Source organism: Micromonospora sp. CA-240977 (assembly GCF_050942285.1).
Classification (GTDB): domain Bacteria; phylum Actinomycetota; class Actinomycetes; order Mycobacteriales; family Micromonosporaceae; genus Micromonospora.
This window is the reverse complement of sequence record NZ_CP192055.1, coordinates 4,719,123-4,743,941: the sequence shown is the minus strand read 5'-3', so window position 1 is coordinate 4,743,941 and position 24,819 is coordinate 4,719,123. Positions and strand designations below refer to the sequence as shown.

Below are 24,819 nucleotides of genomic sequence, written 5' to 3'. Positions count from 1 at the left end.
GGCCGCGCGTCCACCCCAACCGTTCGAACATCGCTGCCGGCGGAACGCGTCGTCAGCGCGCGGCGCGCTTGATGATGTCCGCCGTGACGGCGGGCTGCGAGATCATCGCGACGTGCGACGCGGCGACCTCGCGAACCTGCGCGCCGGCCCGCTGCGCCATGAACCGCTGGGCCGCGGCGGGCAGCACCTGGTCGTTGCGGGCGACGAGATACCAGGACGGAATGGTCTTCCACGCCGGCACCCCGGACGGCTCCCCGAGGGTGCGGGTGTCGGCCGGCCGCTGCCCGGCCCACATCAGCTCGGTGGTCGCCTTCGGCACGTCACCCGCGAACACCTCCCGGAAGAACTGCCGCTTGATGTAGCCGTCGACGAGGTCCGTGCCGTACGGCCGGAAGTCCAGCGCCGCCTCGGTGAGCCTGCTGCCCGGGTACATCGTCTGCAGACCCAGCAACGACTCGTGCTGATCGGGCGCGAACGCGGCCACGTAGACCAGTGCCTTCACGTTCGGGTTGCCGGTCGCGGCGTTCGTGGTGACGATCCCGCCGTAGGAGTGCGCGGCGAGGACGATCGGACCGCTCAGGGTGGCGAGGATGCTGGCCAGGTATGCCGAGTCGGTGGCCACGCCGCGCAGCGGGTTCGCCGGAGCGATGACCGGGTAGCCGTCGCGGATGAGCCGGGTGGCGACGTCGTTCCAGCCGGAGGCGTCGGCGAAGGCCCCGTGGACGAGGACGACGGTGGGCCTGGGCTGGTTACCGGGCCGGGGGTGGGCCTGCGCGGCGGGTGCCCCGAGCACAGCGCCGGTGGCGGCCGCGACGGAACCGGCAAGCAACGTTCGACGGCTTGTCGTCATTGGGTTGACCTCTCGATAATCGTTCTCGATCGTGACTCCGAGCCAGCGTAGGTTCGGCCACTTGACGAGCACTGAACGAAGCCGCCGGCCAGCCGTCGACGGATTCCGTCGTCGTCAAGTCCGTCGACCTAGTCTGCGATCATGAGGGCGCCGACGAGCGAGACCGCCGGCGTGACGTCACCCGACCTGCGACGGATCAGGGACCCAGGGGTACGACCCGGCCGGCGCTCCCGTCCACCTCGACCGACGCGCCGTCGGGCAGGGCTGTCGTCGCGCGCGGGACCGCCAGGACGGCCGGGAGGCCCTGCTCGCGGGCGACGATCGCGGCGTGCGAGAGCAGGCCGCCGATCTCGGTGACGACCGCGGCGACCACGCCGAACAGTGGGGTCCAGGCCGGATCCGTGGTGCGGCACACGAGGACGTCACCGGGCCGGACCCGAGCGAAGTCGGCGGGACCACGCACCACGCGCGCCGGCCCGGTGGCGCGACCGGGGCTGCCGGGCGTACCGGTGAGGGCCGCGCTGCCGTCGCCGCCGGCCGTGGGCGCGGGAGGGAGGGCGCTGGTGACCGGGCGCGACTGGAGGAGCCAGATCCGGGAGCCGGCGATCGCCCACTCGACATCCTGCGGGCCGCCCAGCAGGTCGGCTGCCTGGCGACCGAGCTGCGCGAGTCGGGTGAGCTCGTCATCGGTGAGGCAGAAGCGCTCCCGGTCGGCCCGTCCCACCTCGCGGGTGATCGTGCGGTCGACCCGGGTCTTCTTCGTGCCGAGCGACCGACCGGTGATCTGGCCGCCGGTCAGCGTCCACGAGTCCGGGGTGACGTGGCCGCTGACCACGCTCTCACCCAACCCCCAGGACGCCTCGACGCGGGTGTCGTCGCCGGTGAACATCACCCCGGCGACGTCCGCGTCCACCAGGCGTTGCACAAGCACGGCGATCGACGGCGACCGGGTGTCTCCCCGCCGACGCCGATATTCCACGGCGCGCGCGGACCACAGTGACAACCAGCACCTGCGGACGGCGTCAGCCACCTGATCGGTGCCGCGCACGCCCAGAAACGTGTCGTGCTGCCCGGCGGCGGTGGCCTCGGTGGTGTCCTCGCTGGTCGCCGACGACCGCACGGCGACGTGGCCGTCGCCGATCCGCGGCAGCGCCCGAGCGATCTCGTCGATCAGCCCCGCGGGAAGGCCGTCGTCGGTCCTCCGGTAGGCGGTCGTCGGCACCACGAACCCGGGTGCAACCGGCAGACCCGCGCGGAGAAGCCGGGCGAGCGCGGCGGCCTTGCCGCCGGACGTCGCGGGTTCGGCGTCGGTCAGGTCGATAAGCAACGGGCCCCCTTCGGCTTCCGTGGAGCCTATCCGTGCGCGAATGCGGAGATTCCCGACGTGCACGGAGTGTGCGCCGCGTTGACGTCCGGTGCGGGAATCTGAATGCTGACTGCCATGACGCATGCCTCAGCACCGGAACTGTCGGTTCTGCACGCCGTGCGGGTGACCGGGCTGGCCAGCGACGCGGCGGTCTCCGGCCGCACGGGCATCGACCTGGACACGACCTCCGAGTTGCTGGGGGACTTCGAGGCGTACGGGTGGGTGACACACGTCGAGTTCGCCGGCACCAGCGGGTGGACGCTCACCGAGCGCGGCCGTGAGCAGGACTCCCGGAAGCTGGGCGAGGAACTGGACCAGACTGGCGCGCGGTCCACCGTCGAGCAGGCCCACAAGGAGTTCGAGACCCTCAACGGACGACTGGTCCGGGCCTGCACCGACTGGCAGTTGCGGCCGGTCGAGGGTGACCGGTTGACGTCCAACGACCACAGCGATCCGCAGTGGGACGGCCGGGTGCTTGACGAGCTCACCGCGATCGGCGCGGAACTGACCCGGCTGACCGGCGTACTGGCGAGCGCGCTGAGCCGGTTCGACGGTTACGCGGATCGGTTCGACGCGGCGCTCGCGCGGGCTCGCGCGGGCGACGGGCGCTGGGTGACCGGGGTGGGGGTCGCGTCGTGTCACGCGGTGTGGATGGAGCTGCACGAAGATCTCCTGTCGACGCTCGGGATCGCTCGCGGCGCCGCCGAACCGGGCAGCCGGTAGGTCTCCGCCGTGGCTGTCCGACATCTCTACCTGGCGCGACACGGCGCGGCGGACGCCTTCGGTGAACTCACCGAGGTGGGACACCAGCAGGCTGACCTGCTCGGTCGACGGCTCGCCCGGCTGCCGATCGACGCGGTGTGGCACTCGGTGCTGCCGCGTGCCGCTGCGAGCGCGCACGAAATCGCCAAACACCTGCCGGACGTGCCGGTCGCCGAGGCGGCCGAACTCGTCGACCACGTGCCGTACGTGCCGAACGCGGACGAGATGCCCCGCTCCTGGGCCGGCTTCTTCGACGGCTACGACGAGGCCGAGGCGGCGGCCGGCGCCCGCATCGCGCAAGCCCTTGTGGCACGGTTCACCACCGCCCCGGAGCGCACCGAGCCGGACTCGCACGAGGTGCTCGTCACGCACGCGTACCCGATCGCGTGGCTGGTGCGGCACGCGCTGGCGGCCCCGCCCACCGGGTGGCTCGGCCTGGACAGCGCGAACACCGGGCTCACCGTGATCGAATACCGGGTCGGCCTGTCGCCCACGCTCGTGATGTTCAACGACCAGAGCCACCTGTCGGGTGACCTGCGGTGGACGGGATTCCGCTCGGCCGAACGCCCCTGAGGAGTCGGCCCGCTCAGCCGCTCAGCCGCTCTTCAGCTCGGCCGCGCCGAAGGAGACCGAGAACCGCTTGCACCAGATGGAGACGCTCCGGAAGTCGCCGGGGTCAACCGATGGGGGCAGCTCGTACACCTGGTTGCCCCGATTGCCCTTGAGTCGGGCCAGCTCGACCCATTCGCCGTCGTCGAACACCCGCCAGCCGGCAGTGCCCCGGGTGACCGGCCTGTCGGTCAGCCACACCCGCAGGTCCGGGCCGTCCGACGTCTTGAGGTTGCGAAGGACGAGCCGGTGGCGTCCGTCGGCGAGCCGGTGAATCTCGGCGCTGCCGGTCGTCGTGTGCTCGTGGGTGACGAACGTGCCGGCAGTCAGGATCTCGTCCTCCGCCGGCGTGGCTGACGGGGTCGCGGACGCCGGAGCAGGGGCGGCCGATGTCGTCCCGACCGGGGGAACCGCCTCGTCGACGTAGGTGTCGGTGAACAGCTTCCACGGCTGGAACCAGTAGAGGGCCAGGGCCGCCACGACGACAGCGCAGGCGACACCGGCCCAGGTCACCGGCGACCGGAGGATCCTTTTTCCCACCCCCGCAGCGTACGGCCGCGGCAGCCGTCGAACTGGTCACGAACCCTTGCGGAACCCTTACGGCCGGCCGCCGTCGATGCCCCGGGCCTGGCGGTCAGGGGAGCGTGATGCCGGTCCGCGTACCGGCCAGCGCCTGTCCGCACGGGCAATCGCTCTGGTCCGGTGGCAACGCCCCCACCGCGTCACCGAGCAGGACGCGCAGGCGATCGACGTTTCGCGCGAAGACGGTGAACACCTCCTGCTGGGTGACGCCGTGACCGACCTCGACGCCCGAGTCGAGGTCGGTCACCAGCGACAGCGCGGTGTAACACAGTGCCAGTTCGCGGGCCAGCACGGCTTCGGGGTGACCGGTCATGCCGACGACCGACCAGCCCTGCTGGCCGTACCACCGTGACTCGGCACGGGTGGAGAAGCGCGGCCCCTCGATGACGACCATGGTGCCGCCGTCGACCGGCCGCCAACCGGCGGTGCGGGCGACGTCGAGGACCGTGGCGCGCCCGACCGGACAGTAGGGGTCGGCGAACGGAACGTGGACGACCCCGGGAACTTGCCCGTCCGTGCGGGGCTGCCCGTCGTAGTAGGTCTGCTCGCGGCCGTTGGTCCGGTCGACCAACTGGTCCGGTACGACGAGGGCGCCGGGACCCAGCTCCGGTCGCAGGCCGCCCACGGCCCCCGGCGCGAGCACCTGGCGGACGCCGACAGTGCGCAGCGCCCACAGGTTGGCCCGGTAGTTGATGCGGTGCGGGGGGAGGGCGTGCCGCCGTCCGTGGCGGGGAAGGAACACCACAGGTCGCCCGGCGACGCTCCCGACGGACAGCGAGTCGCTCGGCGGTCCGTACGGTGTGTCGACGGTGACCTCGCTGACGTCGTCGAGGAACTCGTAGAAGCCGGATCCGCCGATCACGCCGATCGGCGGGGAGGCCTTACCTGCTGACATGTGCGCTTCTCCTCGCAAACTCAGGAACGGTCCGTGCCGCGCGTCCGGCCGACGATGGCGGCGACGACCAGCACGAGCACGATGACGGCCCAGACGACGGCGAGCCCGGCGGTGAGCCCCAGCGGGTAGTCGCGGTCCGGTAGGCCGGGGTTCGGCGGTGCCGACGGCGGTCGCCACAGCAGTGGCACCGCGATCAGCAGCAACGTGGCGCTGGCCAGCAGGCCCGCGCTGATCCAGGCCAGGCGCAGCCGGTTCGTCACCAGTCGGCCCAGCGCCAGCCCGACCAGTCCGACCAGCGGTGCCACCAGGACGTCGTGCAGCAGCGGACCGCCGAGCAGCCACGGCAGTGTGGTGCCCAGCTGGGGGAGGAGCAGCCACCCGCCGTACGCCGCCGCGGCGACGCCGAGCACGAGCAGAAGCAGTCGGACGGTTCTCACCGCAACACCTCCAACCGGGTCACCCACTTGGTCTGGAGGACGCCCGGCCGGCTCGGCGCGATGAGACGGCAGGGGTACCCGTGGTCCGGAGACAGCTCCTCGCCGTTGATCCGCAGTGCGAGCAGGGTCAGCGGGTCGCTGGCGTGGGCCGCGGGGAGGGTGCTCGCGGCGTACAGGCCCTCGGTCTCCAGGGAGGTTACGCGAACCGCTCGGTCGGTGGGTGCGCCGGCCCGCCGGAGTAGCTGGGCGACGGGCACCCCGGTCCAGTGGGCCGAGGCGCTCCAGCCCTCCACGCAGGCGATCGGCAGTTCCGCTGTGCGTTGCGGCAGGGCCGCCAGGTCGGCAAGGGTCAGGGCGTACCGCCCGCCCGGCCAGACAATTTCCAGCCGCCAGTCCGGTGGAACGGCGACGCGCGCGGCGGCTGCCGTCCGGTTGATCGGTACGCCCTGCGGTCCGGACGCGGACCGCCACGCCAGCGGGGACACCCGACGCAACCACGGGACGGTGATCCCGGCGGTGGCCAGCACGGCGATGCCGGCGACGCCCGCCGAGGTACGCAGGAACGCGCGCCGTCCGGCCGAGTCCCGATCCTCCGGCCCGGCCGCACCGCCTCTCCGTCGCAGCGACGTGCCCAGCGCCGTGCGGGCGACCGGCAGCTTCACCGCGACGTGCAGCAGCAACGCGCCCACCGCCAGCCAGGCGACCGCGTAGTGCGCCGTCGGGAAGAAGAATCCCCACGGGTACGACTGTGCGACGTTGAACAGGCCGGTGACCAGTTCGAAGAACGCGGCACAGACCAGGACCAGGACGGAGATCCGTTCGAGGGCGTGGGCGGGCAACCGGATCGGCTGGCGCACTGGCGGACGGACGAACAGCCGGGGGTAGACGCTCCACAGTTTGGCAAGCAGCAACGGGATCGCCGCGACGCCGGAGAGCACGTGGACACCCTGGGTGATCCGGTAGAGGTTGACCGGTCGGGTCGGCCAGGTGAACCAACCCGGCGGGTGCTGGATGTAGTGGCTGAGCAGCCCGGTGCCGAAACACAGCCCGAACGCCACCCCCAACCAGAGGCCGAGCCGGGCGGCGACCAGCGGGGAGTGCGACGGCGCGGTGAAGTCCTCCGGGGCGGGGACGCGGGGCCGGCGCATCACTGGCGCACCAGCTCGGCGAACCAGCGGTTACCGAACCGGAGTTGGCGTGCGACGCGTAGGCCGGCAGCGGCGGCGGTACCGGCCACCACGTCAGCCCCGACCCGCGCCCAGGGAAACGCGGGCCCCCGGCGACCCTCGTCGCCGGTCGGCCCGGACAGCACGTACGCCTGTCCCTGCCACAGCCCGGCTCCCGGGGGTTCCACCTCGACAAGCAGCGTGCCGTCGACCGCGAGCAGGGCGCCGCACCGGCGCAGCAGCCGGACCGGGTCACCGCCGATGCCGATGTTGCCGTCGACGAGCAGGGCGTGCGCCCACCTCCCCTCGCCGGGAAGTGGGTCGAAGACGTCGCGTCGCAGGGCGACCACACCCCGGCCCTGGGTCAGCCGGACCGCCTCGGCGGAGATGTCCACCCCCAGCGCGACGAGACCGCGCTGGGCGAGCGCCCTGGTCAGCCGGCCGGGGCCGCAGCCGAGATCGATCGTCGGCCCGTCGCAGCGCGCGGCGATGGACTCGATCGCCGGCTCGGGTGGGCCGTGCCAGCGCCGTACCGGCAACAGGTCGCGTCGCCCGTCGGTGTGCACCAGCCAGTGCTCGGGTTCGGCCGGAGGCAGCGGGGCGACCGGCGTACCGCGGGCGTCCCGGCCGGCGGGCCACCCGTCGAGTCCGCCCAGCACCACAGCGAAACCGTCGAGACTGATCGTCGATGTCACCGGCGGCGTCCGCTCACCAGGTGCCCACCCACCGACTCCACGGCAGCCGCGAACCGGGTGCCGGGCAGGTCGGCCGCGACCGCCAGCGCGCTGGGCCAGTCGTCGACATCCCGTTGCGCCGGCAGGATCGCCGGGCGTACGCCGTGCTCCCGCAGAGCGGCGAGGGTGCGGCGACCGGTGTCGTCGGTCGACATGGGCACGTCGCGTAACGCGCCCGCGTACGCCGGGTCGCGTAACCCGAGGGCCCACCAGCCGCCGTCGAGCGCCGGCCCGAACACCGCCCCGTGTGCGGTGAGCAACTCCAGCGCGATGGTGAGCAGGGCCGGCCGGACCTGCGGCGTGTCCATGCCGATCTGCAGCACCGGTCGGCCGGGGAAGGCCGCTGCGGTGTCGGCGTGCGCGTTCGCGAGGCGGTCGGCGAACGTGTCGCCGCGCTGAGGAAGAAGGTGCCAGCCCGCCAGCGCGGTGGTCAGCTCCGCGCGGTACTCGGCATCGGCGAACCGGCCCGTGTGGGCCAGCACGGGAATGGTCGCCGCGGTCGCGCGTACCGCCGCGAGGGTGTCCAACAGCGCCGCCGCGGCGACCCGGGCCGCCTGGGCGGGGTGCGCCGGTGGACAGAGGCGCGTCTTGGCCAGCCCGGCGACCGGCGCCTTGGCGACCACGAGCAGGACGTTCACCGTCCACCACCGACCCCGGCGCGCAACACTGCGGCGAAGTCCCGGGTCGCCCGCACCGTGCCCCGCACCGACCCGGAGACCTTCGACCTGGTGCCGGCGGCCCGGGGCGCGTACGCGACGTCCAGCTCGAGAATCCGCCAGCCCGCCGCGGAGGCGCGCAGCAGCAACTCCAGGGGATAACCGAACGCGCGGTCCTGAACGCCGAGGCCCAGCAGCGCCGCGTGCCGGGCCACCCGGATCGGGCTGATGTCGTACACCGGCACACCGCGACGCCGCAGCAGCGCGGCGACCAGCGCGTTTCCCATCCGGGCGTGCCACGGCCAGGCGTCCGCCGAGACCGGCCGACGCCGTCCGACGGCGAGATCCGCCCGCCCGTCGAGCAGCGCCGCGACGAGCCTGGGCAGCTCGGCCGGATCGAACGAGCCGTCCGCGTCAAGGACGCAGACCAGCTCCGCGTCCGCCGCCAGCAGACCGGCGTGTACGGCGGCGCCGTATCCGCGCCTCGGCTCGTGGACGACCCGGGCCCCGTACTCGGCGGCGACGGCCGGCGAGCCGTCGGTGGAGCCGTTGTCGACAACGATGGCCCGGTAGCCGGGTGGCAGCCCGCTCAGTACGACAGGCAGTGCGGCCGCCTCGTCCAGACACGGCAGCACCACGTCGATCGTTGTGTGCATACCGGCGACGCTAGGCCCGCCACGGGCCGTCCGGACCGCTGTGTGTCCTTACGAATCGCTTACGCGGCAAGGGATCTTACGAGTCCCTGACGTCCCACCGGTGCGCTGTCGAATCCCTGGTCGGAGGTCGTATCGTCGGCCGTCACCATGACCATGATGACCCGGCCGGGACGACCCCGGTCCGCCGACCTGACCGTCCTCGGCGCCGAGGTGGCACTGCTCGCCGCCGCCGTCACCGTCGGCGCGCTGCTCAACCATCGGGGCGTGCGGCTGCATGCCGACGCCGCCCCGCTCTACGCCGAGTGGCAGCCGCATCTGGGCCCCGGCACTCCCGCCGCGCTTCTCGTCGCGGCGCTGATCGTCTGGCGGGGCGCGCGCTGGGCCGCCGACGCGCGGTGGTCACGGCTGCTGGTCGTCGGCTACCTCGCCGCGGTGCTCTGGACGCTGTCGCTGGCCCTGGTGGACGGGTGGTCCGCCGGGTTGACCGAGCGGCTCACCGTGCAGGCCGAGTACCTGCACGAGGTGCCCCGGGTGACGGATGTCGGCGCCATGCTGTCCGGTTTCGCCGACCGGATCCTCGACTTCCAGCCCGACTCGTGGTCCACCCACACCGCCGGTCATCCACCGGGAGCGCTGCTGTTCTTCGTCTGGCTGGAACGGATCGGCCTGGGTGGCGGGACGGCCGCCGGTCTCGCGTGTGTGGTGCTCGGCGCCACGGTCTGCGTGTCGGTGCCTGTGACGTTGCGGGCGCTCGGCGCCGAGGGCGCGGCTCGGGCGGTGTTGCCGTTCCTGGTCCTGTTCCCGGGTGCGGTCTGGGTGGGCGCGTCCGCGGACGGCATGTTCGCCGCGGTGATCGCCGCCGGGCTGGCGCTGCTGGCGGTGGGTGGCCGGCCCAGGGCCGTACTCGGCGGGCTGCTGCTCGGCTTCGCCCTCTACCTGTCGTACGGGTTCGTCCTGGTCGGGATCCTCGCGGTGACAGTGGTGCTGCTGCGGGCACGGGATCGCCTCGGCGTGCTCCTGGTCGCGGCGACGGCCGTCGCCGCCGTTGTCGTCTGGTTCAGCCTCGCCGGCTTCTGGTGGCTGGACGGCTACCACCTGGTGGAACGTCGCTACTACCAGGGCTGGGCGGCGGAACGCCCGTACGGCTACTGGGTCTGGGCGAACCTTGCCGCCCTGCTGCTCTCGGCCGGGCCGGTGGTCGGGCCGGCGCTGCGGCGGGCGGTGGCCGCCGTACCGATCCGACCACCGCTCGCGACGGCCCTCCGGCAGCGGATCGCCAGCGCCGGACCCACTGTGTGGTTGCCCGTCGCGGCTGCGGTGGCAGTGCTCGCGGCGGACCTGTCCGGGCTCAGCAAGGCCGAGGTGGAGCGGATCTGGCTACCGTTCGCGGTCTGGCTGCTGGTCGCCACCGCGCACCTGCCCGACCGACACCGACGGTGGTGGCTGGCGGCCCAGGCCGGCACGGCCCTCGCCGTCAACCACCTACTGTGGACGGTGTCCTGACCGAGGCCGGCTCCCGCATCACCGCGGTGGTGAAGTCCGCGATGCCGGCGGCGAAGCCGACTCGGGCGGTGAAACCCAGCAGCCCGGCGGCGCGGGCCGGATCGGCCACCACGTGCCGGACGTCCGCCACCCGCCCGCCGCCGACCGTGACCGGTGCCGGCCCGCCCATCGCCGCAGCCAGCTCCTGGGCCAACTCGCCGACGGTGTGCGGTTCACCCGAGCAGACGTTCACCGGCACCAGGGGCTCCGGGGCCGGGGTCGTGAGGGCCAGCACGTTGGCCGCCGCGATGTCGCTCACGTGCACGAAGTCGCGCCGCTGCCGGCCGTCCTCCAGGACCCGGGGCGGTTGCCCGGCGGCCAGGGCCGACCGGAAGATCGACGCCACCCCGGCGTACGGGGTGTCGCGGGGCATCCGCGGCCCGTAGACGTTGTGGTACCGCAGCGCCCAGACCGATCCGCCGGACTGCCGGGCCCAGGCGCCGGCGAGGTGTTCCTGGGCCAGCTTGGTGGCGGCGTACGTGCTGTGCGGCTCCAGCGGCGCGTCCTCGGGCACGAGACCGGGGGAGAGCGCCTTGTCACAGTGGGGGCAGGTCGGCTCGTACCGGCCCGCGGCCAGGTCGGCGGCGCGGCGGCCGGCCGGCCGGACGATCCCGTGGTCCGGGCAGTGGTAGCGGCCCTCGCCGTAGACCACCATCGAGCTGGCCAGCACCAGGCGGCGTACGCCGGTGGCGTGCATCGCGGCGAGCAGGGTGGCAGTGCCGAGGTCGTTGTGCGCCGCGTACCGAGGGGCGTCGGCCGGGTCGACGCCGTGGCCGACCATGGCCGCCTGGTGGCAGACCGCGTCGACCCCGGCGAGCAGCCGGGTCAGCAGCTCGCCGTCGCGCACGTCGCCGACCACGAGGTCGTGCCGCTGCGCCCAGGGCGGCGGCGTCGCGCCGTGCGCCTCCGGTAGGAGCGCGTCGACGGCCACCACCTCGTGCCCGTCCTCGTCGAGCAGGTCGGCGACGTGGGAGCCGATGAACCCGGCAGCACCGGTGACAAGTATCCGCATTCCGGTCACCGTATGACCCGGCGTACGCCGGCAGCGGCCAGCTCGCGCGGCCGTAAGAACCTCGTTAGGTTTCGCCGGTGCGGTCGGTGCCCGGCGCCTGGCTACGCTGGGCGGATGGACAGGCCGGGGGACAGGTCGACGGGCCGGAACGGGGGACGTTCGTGACACAGCGGGTGCTGGTGGTCGACGACGACCAGACCGTCAGCGACGTCATCTGTCGATACCTCGAACACGACGGCTTCCAGGTCAGCCACGCCGGGGACGGGGCGGAGGCGCTGGCGGCGGTGGCTCGCCAGGCACCGCACCTGGTCGTGCTCGACCTGATGCTGCCCCGGATCAACGGCCTGCAGGTGTGCCGGGAGTTGCGGGCCCGGCCCGACGGCATCCCGATCATCATGCTGACCGCGCGGGGTGACGAGTCCGACCGGATCCTCGGGCTGCAACTCGGCGCGGACGACTACCTGACGAAGCCCTTCTCCCCCCGGGAACTGGTGCTCCGGGTCCGTTCGGTGCTCCGTCGCGCCGCCAGCGGGCCGCCACCCGAGCGGCCCGAGGCGATCACCGACGGCAGCCTGGTGCTGCACACCACCTCCCGGACCGCCCGCCTCGCCGGTGCCGACCTGGCGCTGACGCTGCGCGAATTCGACCTGCTCGTCCACCTCATGCGGCATCCGTCCCGGGTGTTCAGCCGGGCCGAACTCCTGGAGCAGGTCTGGGGCTGGAACTTCGGGGACCACTCCACGGTGACCGTGCACGTACGCCGACTGCGCGAGAAGATCGAGGACAAACCGGCCGATCCGCAGCGGATCGTGACCGTCTGGGGCGTCGGCTACCGGTACGAGCCAGCCGATGCCTGACCTGCTGCTGATCTTCGCGATCGCCCTCGGCGCGGCACTGGGCGTCGGGCTCGCCGGCGCGCTGCTGCTGCGCGCGCTCCGGCGCAGCTCGATCACCGTGCACCTGAGCGTGCTGCTCGCCACCACTGTGGTCGCCGTCGCCGTCGGGGTGCTGGCGGTCGCGGAGGCGATGTTCCTCTCCGCCCACGACCTCGAGGTGGTGCTGATCACCGTCTCGGCGGCAGCGGTGGTCAGCCTCGCCGTCGGCGGGCACTTCGGCCGTCGACTGGCCCGCGCGGCGGTCTGGCGCGACCAGGCCCGGGAACGGGAACGGCAACTGGAGAAGGGCCGACGGGACCTTGTCGCGTGGGTCTCCCACGACCTGCGTACCCCGCTCGCCGGGCTGCGGGCCATGGCGGAGGCGCTGGAGGACCGGGTGGTCCGCGATCCGGACACTGTCGAGGAGTACCACCGCCGGATCCGGCTGGAGACCGACCGGATGACCCGACTCGTCGACGACCTCTTCGAGCTGTCCCGAATCAACGCGGGAGCGCTGCGGTTGTCGCTGACGGCGGTGCCGCTCGGCGAGGTGGTGTCCGACGCGCTGGCCAGCACCACCCCGTTGGCCGAGGCCCGCCGGATCAAGCTGATCGCCAGCGAGTCGGGCTGGCCGACGGTCGCCGCGAGCGAACCGGAGCTGGCTCGGGTCGTCGCCAACCTGCTGCTCAACGCCGTGCGCTACACCCCCGAGGACGGCACCGTACGCATCGAAGCCGGCCACGAGGAGGACCACGCCTGGCTGTCGGTCGCCGACACCTGCGGCGGCATCCCCCCGGCCGACCTACCCCGGCTGTTCGACATCGCGTTCCGTGGCGAACCGGCCCGTACGCCCGGCCCCGGTGACGGCGGGGCGTCCGGCGGGCTCGGCCTGGCCATCGTCCACGGCCTGGTGGAGGCGCACGGCGGTCGGGTCGAGGTGCGCAACACCCCGGAGGGTTGCCAGTTCATGGTCCGGCTCGCCACCGCCTGACGCGGTCTGCTACTCGTACTCCTGCCCACACTGGGCAAGCTGCGCCAGATCGTCCCAGCCGAGGGAATCGATTGCGTGATCGCCTGGCTCCGGCTCGTCCACCAACGGCACGGCGGGGCCAGGAACCGGCATCCGCAGGCCGTCGTCCTCGCTCCAGCCGCCCAGTGCCCCGGCCATCCCGCATTCCAGATACGCCTTGGGGTCGAAGTTGTACCAGCGGATGCCCGTGGCTCGCACACGTCCGGCCGCACGGGGTGCGTCAATGCCGAAGTAGGCGTGCTCGTCGACCCGACCCGACAGCGGCCGGGCGACCTGCCGCCACGCCCGTAGGAACTGGTCCACACTGCGACCGGAGGCGTTCATGCGCTCGCCGCTGCCAGCCTCGCCGGACCACACTGTTTGCCGGATCTGACCACGCAGGCGAACCCGGCCCGGACAAGAGCGGCTACCAGGAGAACATCGTCGTATCTGCGACGTCCACAAGCACCTTGCCGACCGCGCCGGCTTCCACCGCTCGATGAGCGTCGGCGGTGCGGTGCAGCGGGAAGCGGAGCAGTGGCAGGCCGTGTTCCTCGCCCACCGGTAGGGCGCCGTCCCGGATCGCGGCGGCGACGTCCTCGACGGCTGCGGCGCGGGCGTGCGGGCCGGCCGTGTAGAGCACCAGGAACTGCAGGCGGGTGTTCAGCACCATGTGCTGGCCCACGTTCAGCGCGACCGGCTGTCCGCCCACGTTGGCGTACGTGGCGATGGTGCCGCGGGTGCGCAGCACGGCCAGGTCCAGAGCCAGGTTCGCGCCCAACGCCACCTCGGCGACGATGTCGACGCCGTCCGGGGCGATGGCACGGATGGCGGCGGCTGGGTCGCCCTCGCGGTAGGTGACGGTGTGGTGGGCTCCGGCCGCGGCGGCCAGCTTCGCCTTCTCCGGTCCGCTGACGGTGGCGATCACGGTGGCGCCGGCCCATCGGGCGAGCTGGATCACCGCGTGCCCGACCGCGCCGGCTCCGCCGGCGGCGAGCACCACCTTGCCGTCGAGTACGCCGGGGCGCAGGCGGCGTGGCCCGTCCTCGGCGACGGTGAGGGCGCGGTGTGCGGTGAGCGCGGGAACGCCGAGTGAGGCGCCGACGTCGAAACCGGCCTCGTCCGGCAGCGGCACGGCCTGGTCGGCGGGTACGACTGTGAACTCGGCGGCGGTGCCGGTGGGCCGCCCGGCGGCGGCCATGAACAGCCAGACGCGCTGACCGACCCGGCCGGGGTCGACCCCGGCACCGACGGCGTCGACCACGCCGGCGCCGTCGAGGTGCGGGGTGATCTCGGGGAACAGTTTGCGGTGGGCGGTGCCGGAGCGGGCCTGCCAGTCGGTCGGGTTGACCCCGGACACGGCGACCCGGACGCGGACTTCACCGGGTGCGGGCGCGGGTCGGTCACGCTCGACGAACTGGAGAACGTCGGGGCCGCCGTTGTCGCGGTAGATGATTGCCTTCATGATCCGTCCAATGTTCGATCTGCGTCGTACCGTTCGAGCAGGATCGAACAGTACGACGAGAGTCGTACTCTCCGCAAGATCTGGCTAGGCTTCGTCTCGTGACCGAGGTGATCGAACCCGCAATCGAGACCGTGACGATCGACGTCGTGCTCAGCGCGCTCGCCGACCCGGTACGGCTCACGCTCGTGCGCGCCCTCGACGCCGCCGGGGACTGGACATGCGGCAGCGACATCCTCAGGGAGGCCGGCGTCACCATTGGCAAGTCGACGGTGTCGCACCACATCAAGGTGCTGCGCGAAGCCGGCCTGATCCGCACGCGAGTCGACGGCATCCGCCGGCTGCTCACCCTCCGCTACGACGACGTGGAACAACGCTTTCCGGGGCTGCTGACCATGCTCCGCGAGCATGCCCCTGCCGGTGCCGCCGCAGAGCGCTCTTAGCGGGTAGCACCAGTATTCCGGTCAGCTCGACGAGGCTGGTGACCTCTCCGTCATGCGGCTCCAGCAGCGACGAGGATCCGGTGAGCGTTGTCGGGCGTCCTGGAGCCGGTCGCGTGCGATGGCTGGGGGCGCATGTCCAGTACGGCAGGCGCGTCGGCCGGGCCGGCGCGTCTGATGCGTACGCCGCCGGTGGTGTCGTCCACGGCGGCATGGTATTCGGCGAACTGGCCGATCACGACCGAGGCCATCATCCGGTCGGACCCCCATCCCCAGGTCCGGAATCTCCGGAGTCCAGGGTCCGATTCATCGCCGCGAGCAGGCGCTCAAGGGTTCTGCGGTCGCTGTCGGTGAGGCCATGGAGGATGGCCGCCTCGTTGGCCAGATGTTCCTCGATGAGCCGGTCGGTCAACGTCACGCCGGCCGGAGTCAGCCCAACCACTCTGCCGCGCGCGTCGGCTGCGGAGACCGAGCGGGACACCAGGCCGCGGGCGATCAGTCGGTCCACCCGTTTGGTCACCGCGCCGGTGGTCACGAGCATCCGGTGACTCAACTGGCCCGCGGTGAGGGTGTAGGGCTGGCCCTCGCGGCGCAGCGCCGCGAGCACGTCGAAGTCGCCGTTGCCGAGGCCCGCTGCGGCGAACGGCGGCCGCAGGGCCACTTCGAGTGCGGCGGCCAGCTGTTGGATGCGGCCGATGATCAGCAACGGAGTGGGGTCGAGGTCTGGTCGCTCTCGGCCCCACTGGCCGACGATTTCGCTGATCCGGTCGTCATTCACTGTTGCATCTTACCTTCCAAGGAAGATAACTTGCCTTCCGTGGAAGACAAATCGATTCGTACGTCAACTCCGGTGGTCACGGCGTACGTGGATCCGTCCTGCCCGTTCGCCTGGATCACCTCCCGGTGGCTCATGGAGGTCGCGACGATGCGGCCGCTCGCTCTGCGGTTCGAGGTGATGAGCCTCGCGGTGATCAACGAGCACCGCGACCTGGAGCCCTGGTACCGCGAATTCAACGACCGGGCGTGGGGGCCGGCCCGGGTGTGCGTGGCGGCGGCCGCGCAACACGGCTCCGCCGCCCTCGCCCGGCTGTACCCGGCGCTCGGCCGCCGGATCCACGACGCCGGCGACAGGGACTTCGACACCGTCGTCCCGCTGGCACTGGCCGAGGCCGGCCTCCCCGTCGACCTGGCCGACGCCGCCCATCGGAGCGACGTCGACCCACAGATGCGGGCCAGCACCGCCCGCGCGCAGCAACTGGTGGGCGAGGACCTCGGTACCCCGACGGTCGTCGTCGACGACGTGGCCTTCTTCGGTCCCGTACTGAACGCGATCCCTCGGGGGGAGGAGGCTGTGCGGGTCTTCGACGGCGTCCGTCTGCTCGCCGGCTGCCGGGCGTTCTCCGAGCTCAAACGCGCCAGGTCCGACGGCCTCACGTTCGCGTAGCTCCACCACGACCGCCGGGGGCGCCGGTGACCCGGCACCTGTCGACTCAGGCCCGTCGACCCTTCGTCACCGGACGTTCGTTGTCGCGTCGACCCGAATCGATAGGGTGCGTTGTCCGCCACCGACGGCGGCTTGTGCGGAGGGGCATCCATGCGCAGGACAACGGACTGGTCGGCCCGCACCCTGGGCGCCCTTGCGGGCGCTGTCGCGCTGGTGGCGGCCCTGCTGCCGGCGGCCCCGGCGGCTGCCGCGAGCGCGGGCTTCAAGGCGGCCACGCTGAACATCTACTACGGGCTGAGTCAGGCCGATTTCGTGCACGACCTGAACCTGATCGCGTCCAGGGCGGACCTCGTCGGTCTCAACGAGGTCGGTGCGCGCAAGGCGTTCCTGACGAGCTGGGCCGCCGACAACGGCTGGTGGTTGTACGCGCCGGGCGGGACCAACCAGGCTGGCGAGGCGTTGATCGCCAAGAAGAGCATGTTCGAGGTGCTCGACAAGGGTTCCGTCTTTGTCTGTGACACCAATGGCCCGGGCGAGGTGCCGCCCGCGCGGTACAACAACTGGGTCACGTACCGGCACAAGGCCACCGGCCGCGTCGTGACCCACATCAACGCCCACGCGGTGGCCGGCATCGAGAGCGCTGGCCGGCCCGAGGACCTGCCGCGCACCAGGTGCGCCGAGGCGCAGTTCCAGGGCCTCAAGGACCTGGCGGTCGACAAGCAGGACGAGGGTCAGGTGATCGTGAGCGGGGACCTCAACGTCGACTTCAGCGCCGACCGGAGCTACGGGTACGCGAAGTTCCCGTGGCAGGTCTTCGAGGCCAACGAGCTGCCGAACCTGCGCTCCAACTACAACCTCTACGGCGAGAAGGGCACCGGGACGCACGGCAACCGGCACATCGACTACGTCTACTTCTGGAAGCGGCTGCCCGAATACCAGCTGATGTGGATGACCGACTACGACATCGTCGGTGGCACCACGTCCGACCACAACGGTGTCGTAGCCATGTTCTCCATCCAGAACTGAGGCGCCCGCCTTCGGCCGGCCACGAGTTTCCGGAGCGTTCTGTGCCGCCGAGGGCAGATGCCACACGGGTGGCACGGCAGATGACAATGCGAGCGTGACCGACACCGCGCCCTCTTCGCTGCCTGCCGTGATCGACCTCATCGACGGGCACATGTACCGGGTGCTGAAGGGCGCAGAGGATCCGGTGACGGTGATCGAGGAGTTGAAGGGCGCATTGATCGAGCTGCACCCCGAGGTGTTCGTGCGGAGTGTCGACAAGCTGTACCCCATCTACGCCGACCTGTCAGACATTGTCGACGGCTTCCCGTTCGACTACGGCGACGGTGCCGAGTTGATCGCCCAACGGGAGATCCGCGACGTTGCCTGGGACTGGTTGAGCATGGCGCGTAACGCCGACGGGTTGGCCATCTACATCGACCGCTGGACTGCCAGAATCGCGGCCTTGCCGACCATCGAGGAAGGGCGGCCGTTCCGCGGTATCGCGGGCTAGCGGGGTGGCAGCGGGTGTGCTTCACGACCGCCAGGTCGAGTCGGTCGGTCTGGGCGTTGCTGCCGGTGGGCTTGGCCTGGCCATCGTCCATGGCCTGGTGGAGGCGCACGGCGGTCGGGTCGAGGTGCACAACACCCCGGAGGGTTGCCAGTTCCTGGTCCGACTCGCCACCGCCTGACGCCACGATCGCTCGGGTCGACACCTGTCGACGTCACGGCTCACGCCCGCGAGATCGAACTAAGCCTCGTCCCTCCAGGCCCGCATTGTGGCAACCACTGTCAAGGTGTTCGGGTGTTCGTCACCCAGCACCCGCACCGCATCGTTGACCGCCTTCTCCATGACGGGGATGGCCTCGTCGGTGCGGCCTGCCTGACGGTAGGAGGAGGCCAGGTTGGCCCGGGCGATGATCGTGTGTGGGTGTTCTTCGCCCATCACCCGTGCTGCGTCGTTGAGCACCTTTTCCTCGATGGTGATGGCCTCGTCAGTGCGGCCTGCTTGCCAGTAGGAGGAGGCCAGGTTGGCCCGGGCGATGATTGTGTGTGGGTGTTCTTCGCCCATCACCCGTGCTGCGTCGTTGACGACCTTTTCTTGGATGGTGATGGCCTCGTCGGTGCGGCCTGCTTGGCGGTAGGAGGTGGCCAGGTTGGCGCGGGCGTTGATCGTGTGTGGGTGTTCGTCGCCCATTACCCGTGCTGCGTCGTTGAGCACCTCTTCCTCGATGGTGATGGCCTCGTCGGTGCGGCCTGCCTGGTGGTAGCAGGCGGCCACGTTGGCGCGGGCGTTGATCGTGTGTGGGTGTTCGTCGCCCATTACCCGTGCTGCGTCGTTGATGACCTTTTCTTGGATGGTGATGGCCTCGTCGGTGCGGCCTGCTTGGCGGTAGGAGGTGGCCAGGTGGGCGCGGGCGTTGATCGTGTATGGGTGTTCGTCGCCCATTACCCGCGCCGCGTCGTTGACGACCTCTTCTTGGATGGTGATGGACTCGCCGGTGCGGCCTGCTTGGCGGTAGGAGGTGCCCAGGTTGGTCCGGGCGATGATCGTGTCGGGGTGTTCGTCGCCCAGCACCCGCACCGCGTCGTCGACGATGCGGTGCCAGTAGTCGACGGCGAGGGTATACAGCCCGGACCGCAGGAGGCTGGCGCCGGCCCGGTACAGCAATGGATGCCCCTCGGGATGCCACAGCACGTCACCGGCGAGGCCGGCCAGGGTGCTGGTGTTGGCACGCAGTGCGTCGACCAGCTCGGTGATGGCGTGGTCTTGTTCCGGCCACAGCCGCAACAGCGCCGCGGCGGCGGCGTGGGCGACGATGGCCGGGTCGATCGTGCTGACTTCCCGGCTGGCGCGGGCGGTAAGCGCGTGGACCCGCACGGCGCGGGGACCGTTAGCGGGGGTGTGGGTCAGCAGGCCGTACCGGTGCAGCGTCCGCAGGGCCATGCCGGACTGGTCGGCGCTGACGGGCCGGCCGACCTGGTCGGACAGGTAGCCGGTGACCGCGGCGGTCGTCCACAGTTCGTCGGGGTGGCCGTCGGGGCTGAGCAGCGCCGCCAGCGCCAGGGCCGGGCGGGCCAGCCCGACCGGGTTGGCCTGGTCGGCGGCGTCCAGGGCGAGCAGGAGTGTGACAGTCACCGGCCGGCCGTAGCCGTCGGGGTCGCTGCCGGCGGGCATCACCTCTGCCATCCGGGCGGCGGCGTAGCGGGCCAGATAGTCCGCGCACCCGACCGCCTGGTCGATCATGTAGGCGGTGGCGTGGGACAACGCCAGGGGCAGGTGCCCGACGGCTGCGGCCAGGTCGCACGCGCTCGCGCCGAGCAGGCCGGGACACCCGGCGTCGGTGAGCCGGTCGGTCAGATACGCCAGCGACTCGCTCGGGCTGTACACGCCGATGTCGATGCTCTGGCGGCCGCCGGTGGACAGGGCCGCGTCGCGGCGGCGGGTCGTCGCGAGCGTCCACCCGGTCGGTCGGTGCGGCGGCCACCAGCCGACCAGGTCGGCCGGGTCCGTGATGTCGTCCAGGACGATCAGCCAGGTCCGGTCGGTGGTGTACAGCCACTCGCAGAAGGCGGTGGCGTCGGCGGCCGGTTCCGTGCCGTCGGCTCCCGGTGCGCCGACGCGCAGCGCCGCCCGCGCGTAGCCGGTGATGATCTGCTCGGGGCTGCCTGCGGGCACCCACACCACCAGATCCGCGGTCCGCTCCTCCTGGGCCTGGTGGGCGAACCACGCAGCCAACTGCGACTTGCCGACCCCACCCTCACCGGCGAGGACCCTGGTACGCGTCCGGGCCGGCCGAACGTCGTGTTGGGTCAACACCACGTCGGCCCCGTGGTCACGCGCGTCCTGGATCCTCTCCCGCACCGCCCGCCGGGGTTGGAACGCCGAGGCCAACGCCGGCGGCTGCCCTACCTGGACCGGCCACGTCACCGCCGTGGGCGGGTAGTGGCGATGTTCGTGGAACTCGGGCCGGACATCGCCGTGGATGACGCCGGTGTTGGCGACACCAGCCCGGTCGGCCGTCGCGGCACCGGATTCGGTGACCGTGGCCGCGGCGGGCGGATCAAGCGGTGAGGTCACGGCCGTGGCCGGCGCTGAACACCGGTGTTGGCCACGGATCCCGGACCATCCGCTGTCGCCTCCCCGGAACGGGTGACCTGCACCGGACGGTCCGTGCCGACCACGTCCGCTCCCGTGTTCGCCTGCCCGCCGCCGGTGGCGCGGGCCGCGCCCGTGTCCTCGACCCGGTCCGGCTCCACCATCGACGCACCCCCTGATCCAGCGGCGGGCAGCAGGTACGGCGCGGCCACCGCGACGAGCGCCACCACCACGCTGATGGCACTGGCCAGCTTGTCGGCCTTGTCCACACCCACCGCCACCAGGTACGCCACCAACCCAGCGACGATCACACCGAACGTGACACGCCCGGCCCACAGCCACCCTGGCCCACGACGAGGCACCATGCCTCCACCCATAACGATCGACATCGCTGGTTACTGCTGGTCAGTCTACGAACACTCGCCAACCTCCGCGCGCCGGCGTGGTGACCCCGGCCTGCGGCGGAACGGGCTCCGGGTGCGGAGATCAGGTCTGCCGCCACACCCGGAACGTCTGGTCGAGTCGCCACGTGCCATCGGGCTGTCGTGCCTCGTTGCGCCAGCGGAACTCGTCTGCCTGAATGTCGGAGAAGGTCCAGCGGAGGTCGTCGCCGTCGAGCACGATCTGGTCGCCGACGCGTGCTGCCAGGAAGGTGTGTGTCCGATGCCGTCCCGGTCCCACCCACGTCGAGCGCCAGACCTCCGCACCGGCTGTGGGATCGGGGAATCGCACGCTGACGCCGTGTTCGACGCCGGGCAGGATCCAGATGTCGGTGGTGGCCCGGCCGCCCAACGCGTACCCGAAATGCCACTCGCCTCGTCGAACGGCCGAGGACCCGTCGGGGTCGTACTCGGTGCAGTCCAGTGCCCAGGAGCCCGTGAACTGTCCGAACAGGCTGAGGTCGACGCCGTCGGCTGGCTCGTCCGCGAGGAAGGCGGCCCCGATGGCATCGGATGACGTGAGCACCATGTCCGAACGATAGCGCCGGCCGTGGTGGCGGGATCAAGGCGAACGAGAGCCGTCGATCCTTGACACTCACAGATGCGATCGCTAACACTGTCACGCAACGCGAACTTAACGAGCAGAACACATTGTGCCTGTACCGCGTGGCGACGCGTGCGGCACGTTGCCCGCCGGCCAAACCCACGAAGACCCCGAGCCACGCAAGTGTTGATCTTGTTAACGCTAACATTCCGGAAGGGGAGTCGTGACCGTGGTTCCAAGGCGAACACCAGCGGCATCGACCACCGGGCCGGCGTCGTCACCGGACGGCGCGGCCACCCCACGCTGGGCCGACACGGGCAGGGCGGACAGCCGGTGGCGGCTGCGCTACGGGACCAACGGGTACGTCGGCATCCGGATTCTCGCGCTCTCCGCCGTGGCCGCCGCGGCTGTCCTGGTGGTCGCCGACGGGCCGGCGCAGGCCGCCACGCTGCCGACCGGCGCCGTCTCGCTGGAGGCGGTCAACCAGACCGGACGGTACGTGCGGCACATCGACTATCTCGGGCAGCTCGACCCGGTGACCGCCAGCAGCGCCAACCAGGTCAAGCTCGACGCCACCTTCACCGCGGTCAACGGTCTGGCATCGCCCGCCTGCTACTCGTTCCAGACCAAGACGGGCCTGTTCCTGCGGCACCGCGACTACCGGCTCCGGATCGACAGCAACGCCGGTGACGCGGGGTTCCGGGCCGACGCCACCTTCTGCGCGGTCGACGGCTCGGTCTCCGGATCGGTGGCGCTGGCCTCGTACAACTATCCGAACCGGCGGATCCGGCACCGCGACTTCGCGCTGTGGCTCGACGCCTACCAGGACACTGCCGCGTTCCGGGCGGACAGCTCTTTCCGCCTCGTCGCGCCGTGGGCGCCCAAGACCACAAAGGGTCCGGTGCTTCCGGGCCTCTTCGCCGACCCGCACCTCGCCGTGTTCAACGGGCGCTACTACCTGTACCCGACAACGGACGGCTACGCGAGCTGGGCCGGCACCTACTACAAGGCGTTCTCCTCCACCGACCTGGTCAACTGGACCGACCACGGGGTGATCCTCGACCACGGCCCGGACGTGTCCTGGGCGGACAACTCGGCCTGGGCGCCCGCGGTGGCCAGCGCCAACGGCCGCTACTACCTGTACTTCAGCGGTGGCGCGGCCAGCGGCAACACCGCCAAACAACTCGGTGTGGCAGTGGCCGACAGCCCCACCGGGCCGTTCCGCGACGCGCTGGGCCGGCCGCTCGTCCGCAGCGACCAGTTCTCCGGTGGGCAGGCGATCGACCCGATGGTGTTCACCGACGACGACGGGCAGTCCTACCTGTACTGGGGGCAGGGCGTCGCGCGGGCCGTGCGACTGAACAGCGACATGATCTCCTTCGACGCCGCGCAGGTGCGGGTCAGCACGCCCTCCGGGTACAACGAGGCGCCGTTCGTCTTCAAGCGCAACGGCCAGTACTACTTCATGTGGTCGGAGAACGACACGCGCAGTGAGGACTACCGGGTCGCGTACGCCACCGGTCCGTCGCCCCTCGGCCCGTGGACCAGGCGCGGTGTCGTGTTGCAGAAGCGACTCGAGGTCGGCATCAAGGGCACCGGCCACCACTCCGTGGTTCGGGCGCCCGGCAGCGACACCTGGTACATCGCCTACCACCGGTTCGCCGTGCCGGCCGGCAACGGCACCAACCGGGAGACCGCCATCGACCGGATGGAGTTCAACACCGACGCCACCATCCGTCCCGTCGTACCGACGCTCTAGCTGACCCGGATGCCCCTCCGCGAAGGAGAAAGACCCATGTCGAGAGTCCTCGCGCGGCTCGGCGCGGTTGCGGTGGCCGCCTGCCTGCTGTTCACCACCTGGTCGGGGGCGACACCGAAGGAGGCCGCGGCGATCGACCCGACCGTCGGCTACCTGATGGCGCACTTCACCGGTGAGTCGTCCACCGACCAGCAGATCTACCTCGCCCACAGCACCGACGGCCTGCGCTGGACCGACCTCAACAACGGTGGGCTCGTCCTGCGCTCCACCGTCGGCACCCGCGGCGTCCGCGACCCCGCACTGGTCCGCTCGCCGAACGGTGACCGGTACTGGATCATCGCCACGGACCTGTGCATCGCCTGCGGCCAGGACTGGTCGACCGCGATCAACAACGGCAGCCGCAACCTCGTCGTGTGGGAGTCCACCGACCTGGTCAACTGGTCCGCGCCGTGGTTGCTGAACGTCGCCGGCGCGATCCCGGACGGACGCAACGCCTGGGCGCCGGAGGCGATCTGGAACCCGGACACCGGCGACTACGTCCTCTACTGGGCGACGAACGTCCCGCTCAACGGCGCGACGAAGCACCGCATCTACTCCGCGCGCACGACGAACTTCCGCAGCGTCACCACACCGCAGGTCTACATCAACCGACCGGGCAGCCAGGAGATCATCGACACCCAGATCGTCGAGGTGCCCTCCGGCGTCGGCGGCTACCGCTACGTCCGTGCCTCCCGGGACGGCCAGATCGCCATCGAGGGCAGCAACTCGATCCTCGGCACCTGGACCAGCCTCGGGAACCTGTCCGGCATCGGGTTGACCGGCTCCCAGGTCGAGGGCCCGATGTGGATGAGGTTCAACGCCCGCAACGAGTGGGTGCTCTACCTCGACCAGTACGCCTCCGGGCGCGGCTACCTGCCCGTCCTGACCACCAACCCGTCGAGCCCGGGCAGCTACCGGCTGCCGGCGTCCGGCTCGTACGCGATGGGTGGCACCAAGAAGCGGCACGGAACGATCCTCAACCTGACCGCCGCCGAACAGAACCGGGTGCTCGCCCGCTGGCCCGCCACCGCTGTCAACCGGATCCAGTCGTACAACTTCCAGGACCGGTACGTGCGGCACTACGACTACGACGTCCGCATCGACCCGAACGTCAGCCCGGCCCAGGACGGCCAGTGGCGACTGGTACCCGGCCTGGTCGGCTCCGGCACGGTCTCCCTCCAGTCGGTCAACTACCCGGGCTACTACCTGCGCCACTACGGGTTCGACTTCCGGCTGGAGGCCAACGACGGCACTGCCACCTTCGCGGCCGACGCCACCTTCCGGCGGGTCGCCGGCCTGGCTGACTCGTCGTGGACGTCGTTCCAGTCCTACAGCCACCCGGACCGCTACGTCCGGCACTACAGCTACCTGCTCCGGCTCGACCCGGTCACCGACGCGCAGAGCCGCGCCGACGCCACCTTCCGCGTGACCAGCTGAA

28 protein-coding genes and 1 pseudogene are annotated in these 24,819 nt (G+C 71.4%); 12 read left to right on the top strand and 17 right to left on the bottom strand.

The window, feature by feature from the left end; genetic code table 11:
* Positions 1-52: 52 nt before the first annotated feature.
* Both ACQPWW_RS21600 and ACQPWW_RS21595 read right to left on the bottom strand, forming a co-directional pair.
* Entirely contained in the window at positions 53-850 is a 798-nt protein-coding gene (locus ACQPWW_RS21600) for an alpha/beta fold hydrolase (protein WP_433125060.1), read from the bottom strand.
* Between the two features lie 196 nt (positions 851-1,046).
* Entirely contained in the window at positions 1,047-2,177 is a 1,131-nt protein-coding gene (locus ACQPWW_RS21595) for a PEP/pyruvate-binding domain-containing protein (RefSeq protein ID WP_433125058.1), read from the bottom strand.
* Positions 2,178-2,291: 114 nt separating this feature from the next.
* Between ACQPWW_RS21595 and ACQPWW_RS21590 the strand changes: the two genes are divergently transcribed.
* The gene (locus ACQPWW_RS21590) at positions 2,292-2,939 is read left to right on the top strand and encodes a transcriptional regulator (RefSeq protein WP_433125056.1); all 648 of its coding nucleotides are present in this window, start codon (positions 2,292-2,294) and stop codon (positions 2,937-2,939) included.
* A gap of 9 nt (positions 2,940-2,948) precedes the next feature.
* Positions 2,949-3,551, top strand: coding sequence for a histidine phosphatase family protein (locus ACQPWW_RS21585; protein ID WP_433125055.1), 603 nt, complete (start codon positions 2,949-2,951; stop codon positions 3,549-3,551).
* Positions 3,552-3,572: 21 nt separating this feature from the next.
* Here the strand turns inward: ACQPWW_RS21585 and ACQPWW_RS21580 are convergent, their stop codons facing one another.
* From ACQPWW_RS21580 to ACQPWW_RS21550, 7 genes are all read right to left on the bottom strand, one after another.
* Entirely contained in the window at positions 3,573-4,127 is a 555-nt protein-coding gene (locus ACQPWW_RS21580; protein WP_433125054.1) for a DM13 domain-containing protein, read from the bottom strand.
* Positions 4,128-4,221: 94 nt separating this feature from the next.
* Positions 4,222-5,064: an S-methyl-5'-thioadenosine phosphorylase gene (locus tag ACQPWW_RS21575; RefSeq protein ID WP_433125053.1), complete on the bottom strand. Its 843-nt coding sequence runs from the start codon at positions 5,062-5,064 to the stop codon at positions 4,222-4,224.
* A 20-nt stretch (positions 5,065-5,084) separates the two neighbouring features.
* Positions 5,085-5,501, bottom strand: a complete 417-nt coding sequence (locus ACQPWW_RS21570; protein WP_433125052.1) for a hypothetical protein — start codon at positions 5,499-5,501, stop codon at positions 5,085-5,087.
* On the bottom strand, positions 5,498-6,649 hold the full coding sequence (locus ACQPWW_RS21565; protein WP_433125050.1) for a molybdopterin-dependent oxidoreductase: 1,152 nt from the start codon (positions 6,647-6,649) through the stop codon (positions 5,498-5,500). The genes ACQPWW_RS21570 and ACQPWW_RS21565 overlap by 4 nt, the downstream gene beginning before the upstream one ends.
* Positions 6,649-7,362 (bottom strand): methyltransferase domain-containing protein, encoded by a 714-nt coding sequence (locus ACQPWW_RS21560; RefSeq protein WP_433125048.1) that lies wholly within the window; start codon positions 7,360-7,362, stop codon positions 6,649-6,651. Before ACQPWW_RS21560 ends, ACQPWW_RS21565 begins: the two co-directional genes overlap by 1 nt.
* Positions 7,359-8,039 carry a TIGR04282 family arsenosugar biosynthesis glycosyltransferase gene (locus tag ACQPWW_RS21555; protein ID WP_433125046.1) on the bottom strand — a complete coding sequence of 227 codons (681 nt, stop codon included), beginning with the start codon at positions 8,037-8,039 and terminating at the stop codon, positions 7,359-7,361. The genes ACQPWW_RS21560 and ACQPWW_RS21555 overlap by 4 nt, the downstream gene beginning before the upstream one ends.
* Positions 8,036-8,713 (bottom strand): glycosyltransferase family 2 protein, encoded by a 678-nt coding sequence (locus ACQPWW_RS21550; RefSeq protein WP_433125045.1) that lies wholly within the window; start codon positions 8,711-8,713, stop codon positions 8,036-8,038. Before ACQPWW_RS21550 ends, ACQPWW_RS21555 begins: the two co-directional genes overlap by 4 nt.
* A 147-nt stretch (positions 8,714-8,860) precedes the next feature.
* On the opposite strand from ACQPWW_RS21550, the gene ACQPWW_RS21545 reads away from it, so the two are divergent.
* Complete coding sequence (locus ACQPWW_RS21545; protein ID WP_433125044.1) at positions 8,861-10,216, top strand: hypothetical protein; 1,356 nt, start codon at positions 8,861-8,863, stop codon at positions 10,214-10,216.
* Here ACQPWW_RS21545 and ACQPWW_RS21540 read toward each other — a convergent pair.
* Complete coding sequence (locus ACQPWW_RS21540; RefSeq protein ID WP_433125042.1) at positions 10,188-11,267, bottom strand: NAD-dependent epimerase/dehydratase family protein; 1,080 nt, start codon at positions 11,265-11,267, stop codon at positions 10,188-10,190. The two genes, ACQPWW_RS21545 and ACQPWW_RS21540, sit on opposite strands and share 29 nt — an antisense overlap.
* A gap of 161 nt (positions 11,268-11,428) precedes the next feature.
* On the opposite strand from ACQPWW_RS21540, the gene ACQPWW_RS21535 reads away from it, so the two are divergent.
* Both ACQPWW_RS21535 and ACQPWW_RS21530 read left to right on the top strand, forming a co-directional pair.
* Entirely contained in the window at positions 11,429-12,124 is a 696-nt protein-coding gene (locus ACQPWW_RS21535; protein WP_433134474.1) for a response regulator transcription factor, read from the top strand.
* Positions 12,117-13,133: a sensor histidine kinase gene (locus tag ACQPWW_RS21530; RefSeq protein WP_433125040.1), complete on the top strand. Its 1,017-nt coding sequence runs from the start codon at positions 12,117-12,119 to the stop codon at positions 13,131-13,133. Before ACQPWW_RS21535 ends, ACQPWW_RS21530 begins: the two co-directional genes overlap by 8 nt.
* 9 nt (positions 13,134-13,142) lie before the next feature.
* Here ACQPWW_RS21530 and ACQPWW_RS21525 read toward each other — a convergent pair whose 3' ends face one another.
* Both ACQPWW_RS21525 and ACQPWW_RS21520 read right to left on the bottom strand, forming a co-directional pair.
* Positions 13,143-13,475, bottom strand: a complete 333-nt coding sequence (locus tag ACQPWW_RS21525; RefSeq protein ID WP_433125038.1) for a hypothetical protein — start codon at positions 13,473-13,475, stop codon at positions 13,143-13,145.
* 103 nt (positions 13,476-13,578) lie between these two features.
* Entirely contained in the window at positions 13,579-14,616 is a 1,038-nt protein-coding gene (locus tag ACQPWW_RS21520; RefSeq protein WP_433125037.1) for an NADPH:quinone reductase, read from the bottom strand.
* Between the two features lie 98 nt (positions 14,617-14,714).
* Here ACQPWW_RS21520 and ACQPWW_RS21515 point away from each other — a divergent pair, with 98 nt between their 5' ends.
* A complete protein-coding gene (locus tag ACQPWW_RS21515) occupies positions 14,715-15,056 on the top strand; it encodes an ArsR/SmtB family transcription factor (protein ID WP_433125035.1) in 342 nt (113 codons plus the stop codon).
* 50 nt (positions 15,057-15,106) lie between these two features.
* On the opposite strand, the gene ACQPWW_RS21510 is transcribed toward ACQPWW_RS21515, so the two are convergent.
* Both ACQPWW_RS21510 and ACQPWW_RS21505 read right to left on the bottom strand, forming a co-directional pair.
* Positions 15,107-15,307, bottom strand: coding sequence for a hypothetical protein (locus tag ACQPWW_RS21510; protein WP_433125033.1), 201 nt, complete (start codon positions 15,305-15,307; stop codon positions 15,107-15,109).
* A complete protein-coding gene (locus ACQPWW_RS21505; RefSeq protein WP_433125031.1) occupies positions 15,304-15,759 on the bottom strand; it encodes a MarR family winged helix-turn-helix transcriptional regulator in 456 nt (151 codons plus the stop codon). The genes ACQPWW_RS21510 and ACQPWW_RS21505 overlap by 4 nt, the downstream gene beginning before the upstream one ends.
* Before the next feature lie 204 nt (positions 15,760-15,963).
* Here ACQPWW_RS21505 and ACQPWW_RS21500 point away from each other — a divergent pair, with 204 nt between their 5' ends.
* The 4 genes and pseudogenes from ACQPWW_RS21500 to ACQPWW_RS21485 form a co-directional block, all read left to right on the top strand.
* Positions 15,964-16,497, top strand: coding sequence for a mycothiol-dependent nitroreductase Rv2466c family protein (locus ACQPWW_RS21500; RefSeq protein WP_433134472.1), 534 nt, complete (start codon positions 15,964-15,966; stop codon positions 16,495-16,497).
* Positions 16,498-16,647: 150 nt separating this feature from the next.
* Positions 16,648-17,523 carry an endonuclease/exonuclease/phosphatase family protein gene (locus ACQPWW_RS21495; RefSeq protein WP_433125029.1) on the top strand — a complete coding sequence of 292 codons (876 nt, stop codon included), beginning with the start codon at positions 16,648-16,650 and terminating at the stop codon, positions 17,521-17,523.
* 94 nt (positions 17,524-17,617) lie between these two features.
* Positions 17,618-18,013, top strand: coding sequence for a hypothetical protein (locus ACQPWW_RS21490; protein ID WP_433125028.1), 396 nt, complete (start codon positions 17,618-17,620; stop codon positions 18,011-18,013).
* A 61-nt stretch (positions 18,014-18,074) separates the two neighbouring features.
* Positions 18,075-18,191: pseudogene (locus ACQPWW_RS21485) on the top strand (ATP-binding protein); the annotation flags it as partial.
* A 59-nt stretch (positions 18,192-18,250) separates the two neighbouring features.
* Here ACQPWW_RS21485 and ACQPWW_RS21480 read toward each other — a convergent pair.
* The 3 genes from ACQPWW_RS21480 to ACQPWW_RS21470 form a co-directional block, all read right to left on the bottom strand.
* Positions 18,251-20,581, bottom strand: a complete 2,331-nt coding sequence (locus tag ACQPWW_RS21480) for a tetratricopeptide repeat protein (protein WP_433125027.1) — start codon at positions 20,579-20,581, stop codon at positions 18,251-18,253.
* The gene (locus tag ACQPWW_RS21475; protein ID WP_433125025.1) at positions 20,578-20,964 is read right to left on the bottom strand and encodes a hypothetical protein; all 387 of its coding nucleotides are present in this window, start codon (positions 20,962-20,964) and stop codon (positions 20,578-20,580) included. The genes ACQPWW_RS21480 and ACQPWW_RS21475 overlap by 4 nt, the downstream gene beginning before the upstream one ends.
* Positions 20,965-21,085: 121 nt before the next feature.
* On the bottom strand, positions 21,086-21,568 hold the full coding sequence (locus tag ACQPWW_RS21470) for a hypothetical protein (RefSeq protein ID WP_433125024.1): 483 nt from the start codon (positions 21,566-21,568) through the stop codon (positions 21,086-21,088).
* 238 nt (positions 21,569-21,806) lie between these two features.
* On the opposite strand from ACQPWW_RS21470, the gene ACQPWW_RS21465 reads away from it, so the two are divergent.
* Together ACQPWW_RS21465 and ACQPWW_RS21460 are read left to right on the top strand one after the other, a co-directional pair.
* Positions 21,807-23,342, top strand: a complete 1,536-nt coding sequence (locus ACQPWW_RS21465; protein WP_433125022.1) for a family 43 glycosylhydrolase — start codon at positions 21,807-21,809, stop codon at positions 23,340-23,342.
* Between the two features lie 36 nt (positions 23,343-23,378).
* The gene (locus tag ACQPWW_RS21460) at positions 23,379-24,818 is read left to right on the top strand and encodes a glycoside hydrolase family 43 protein (RefSeq protein WP_433125020.1); all 1,440 of its coding nucleotides are present in this window, start codon (positions 23,379-23,381) and stop codon (positions 24,816-24,818) included.
* Position 24,819: the final 1 nt, after the last annotated feature.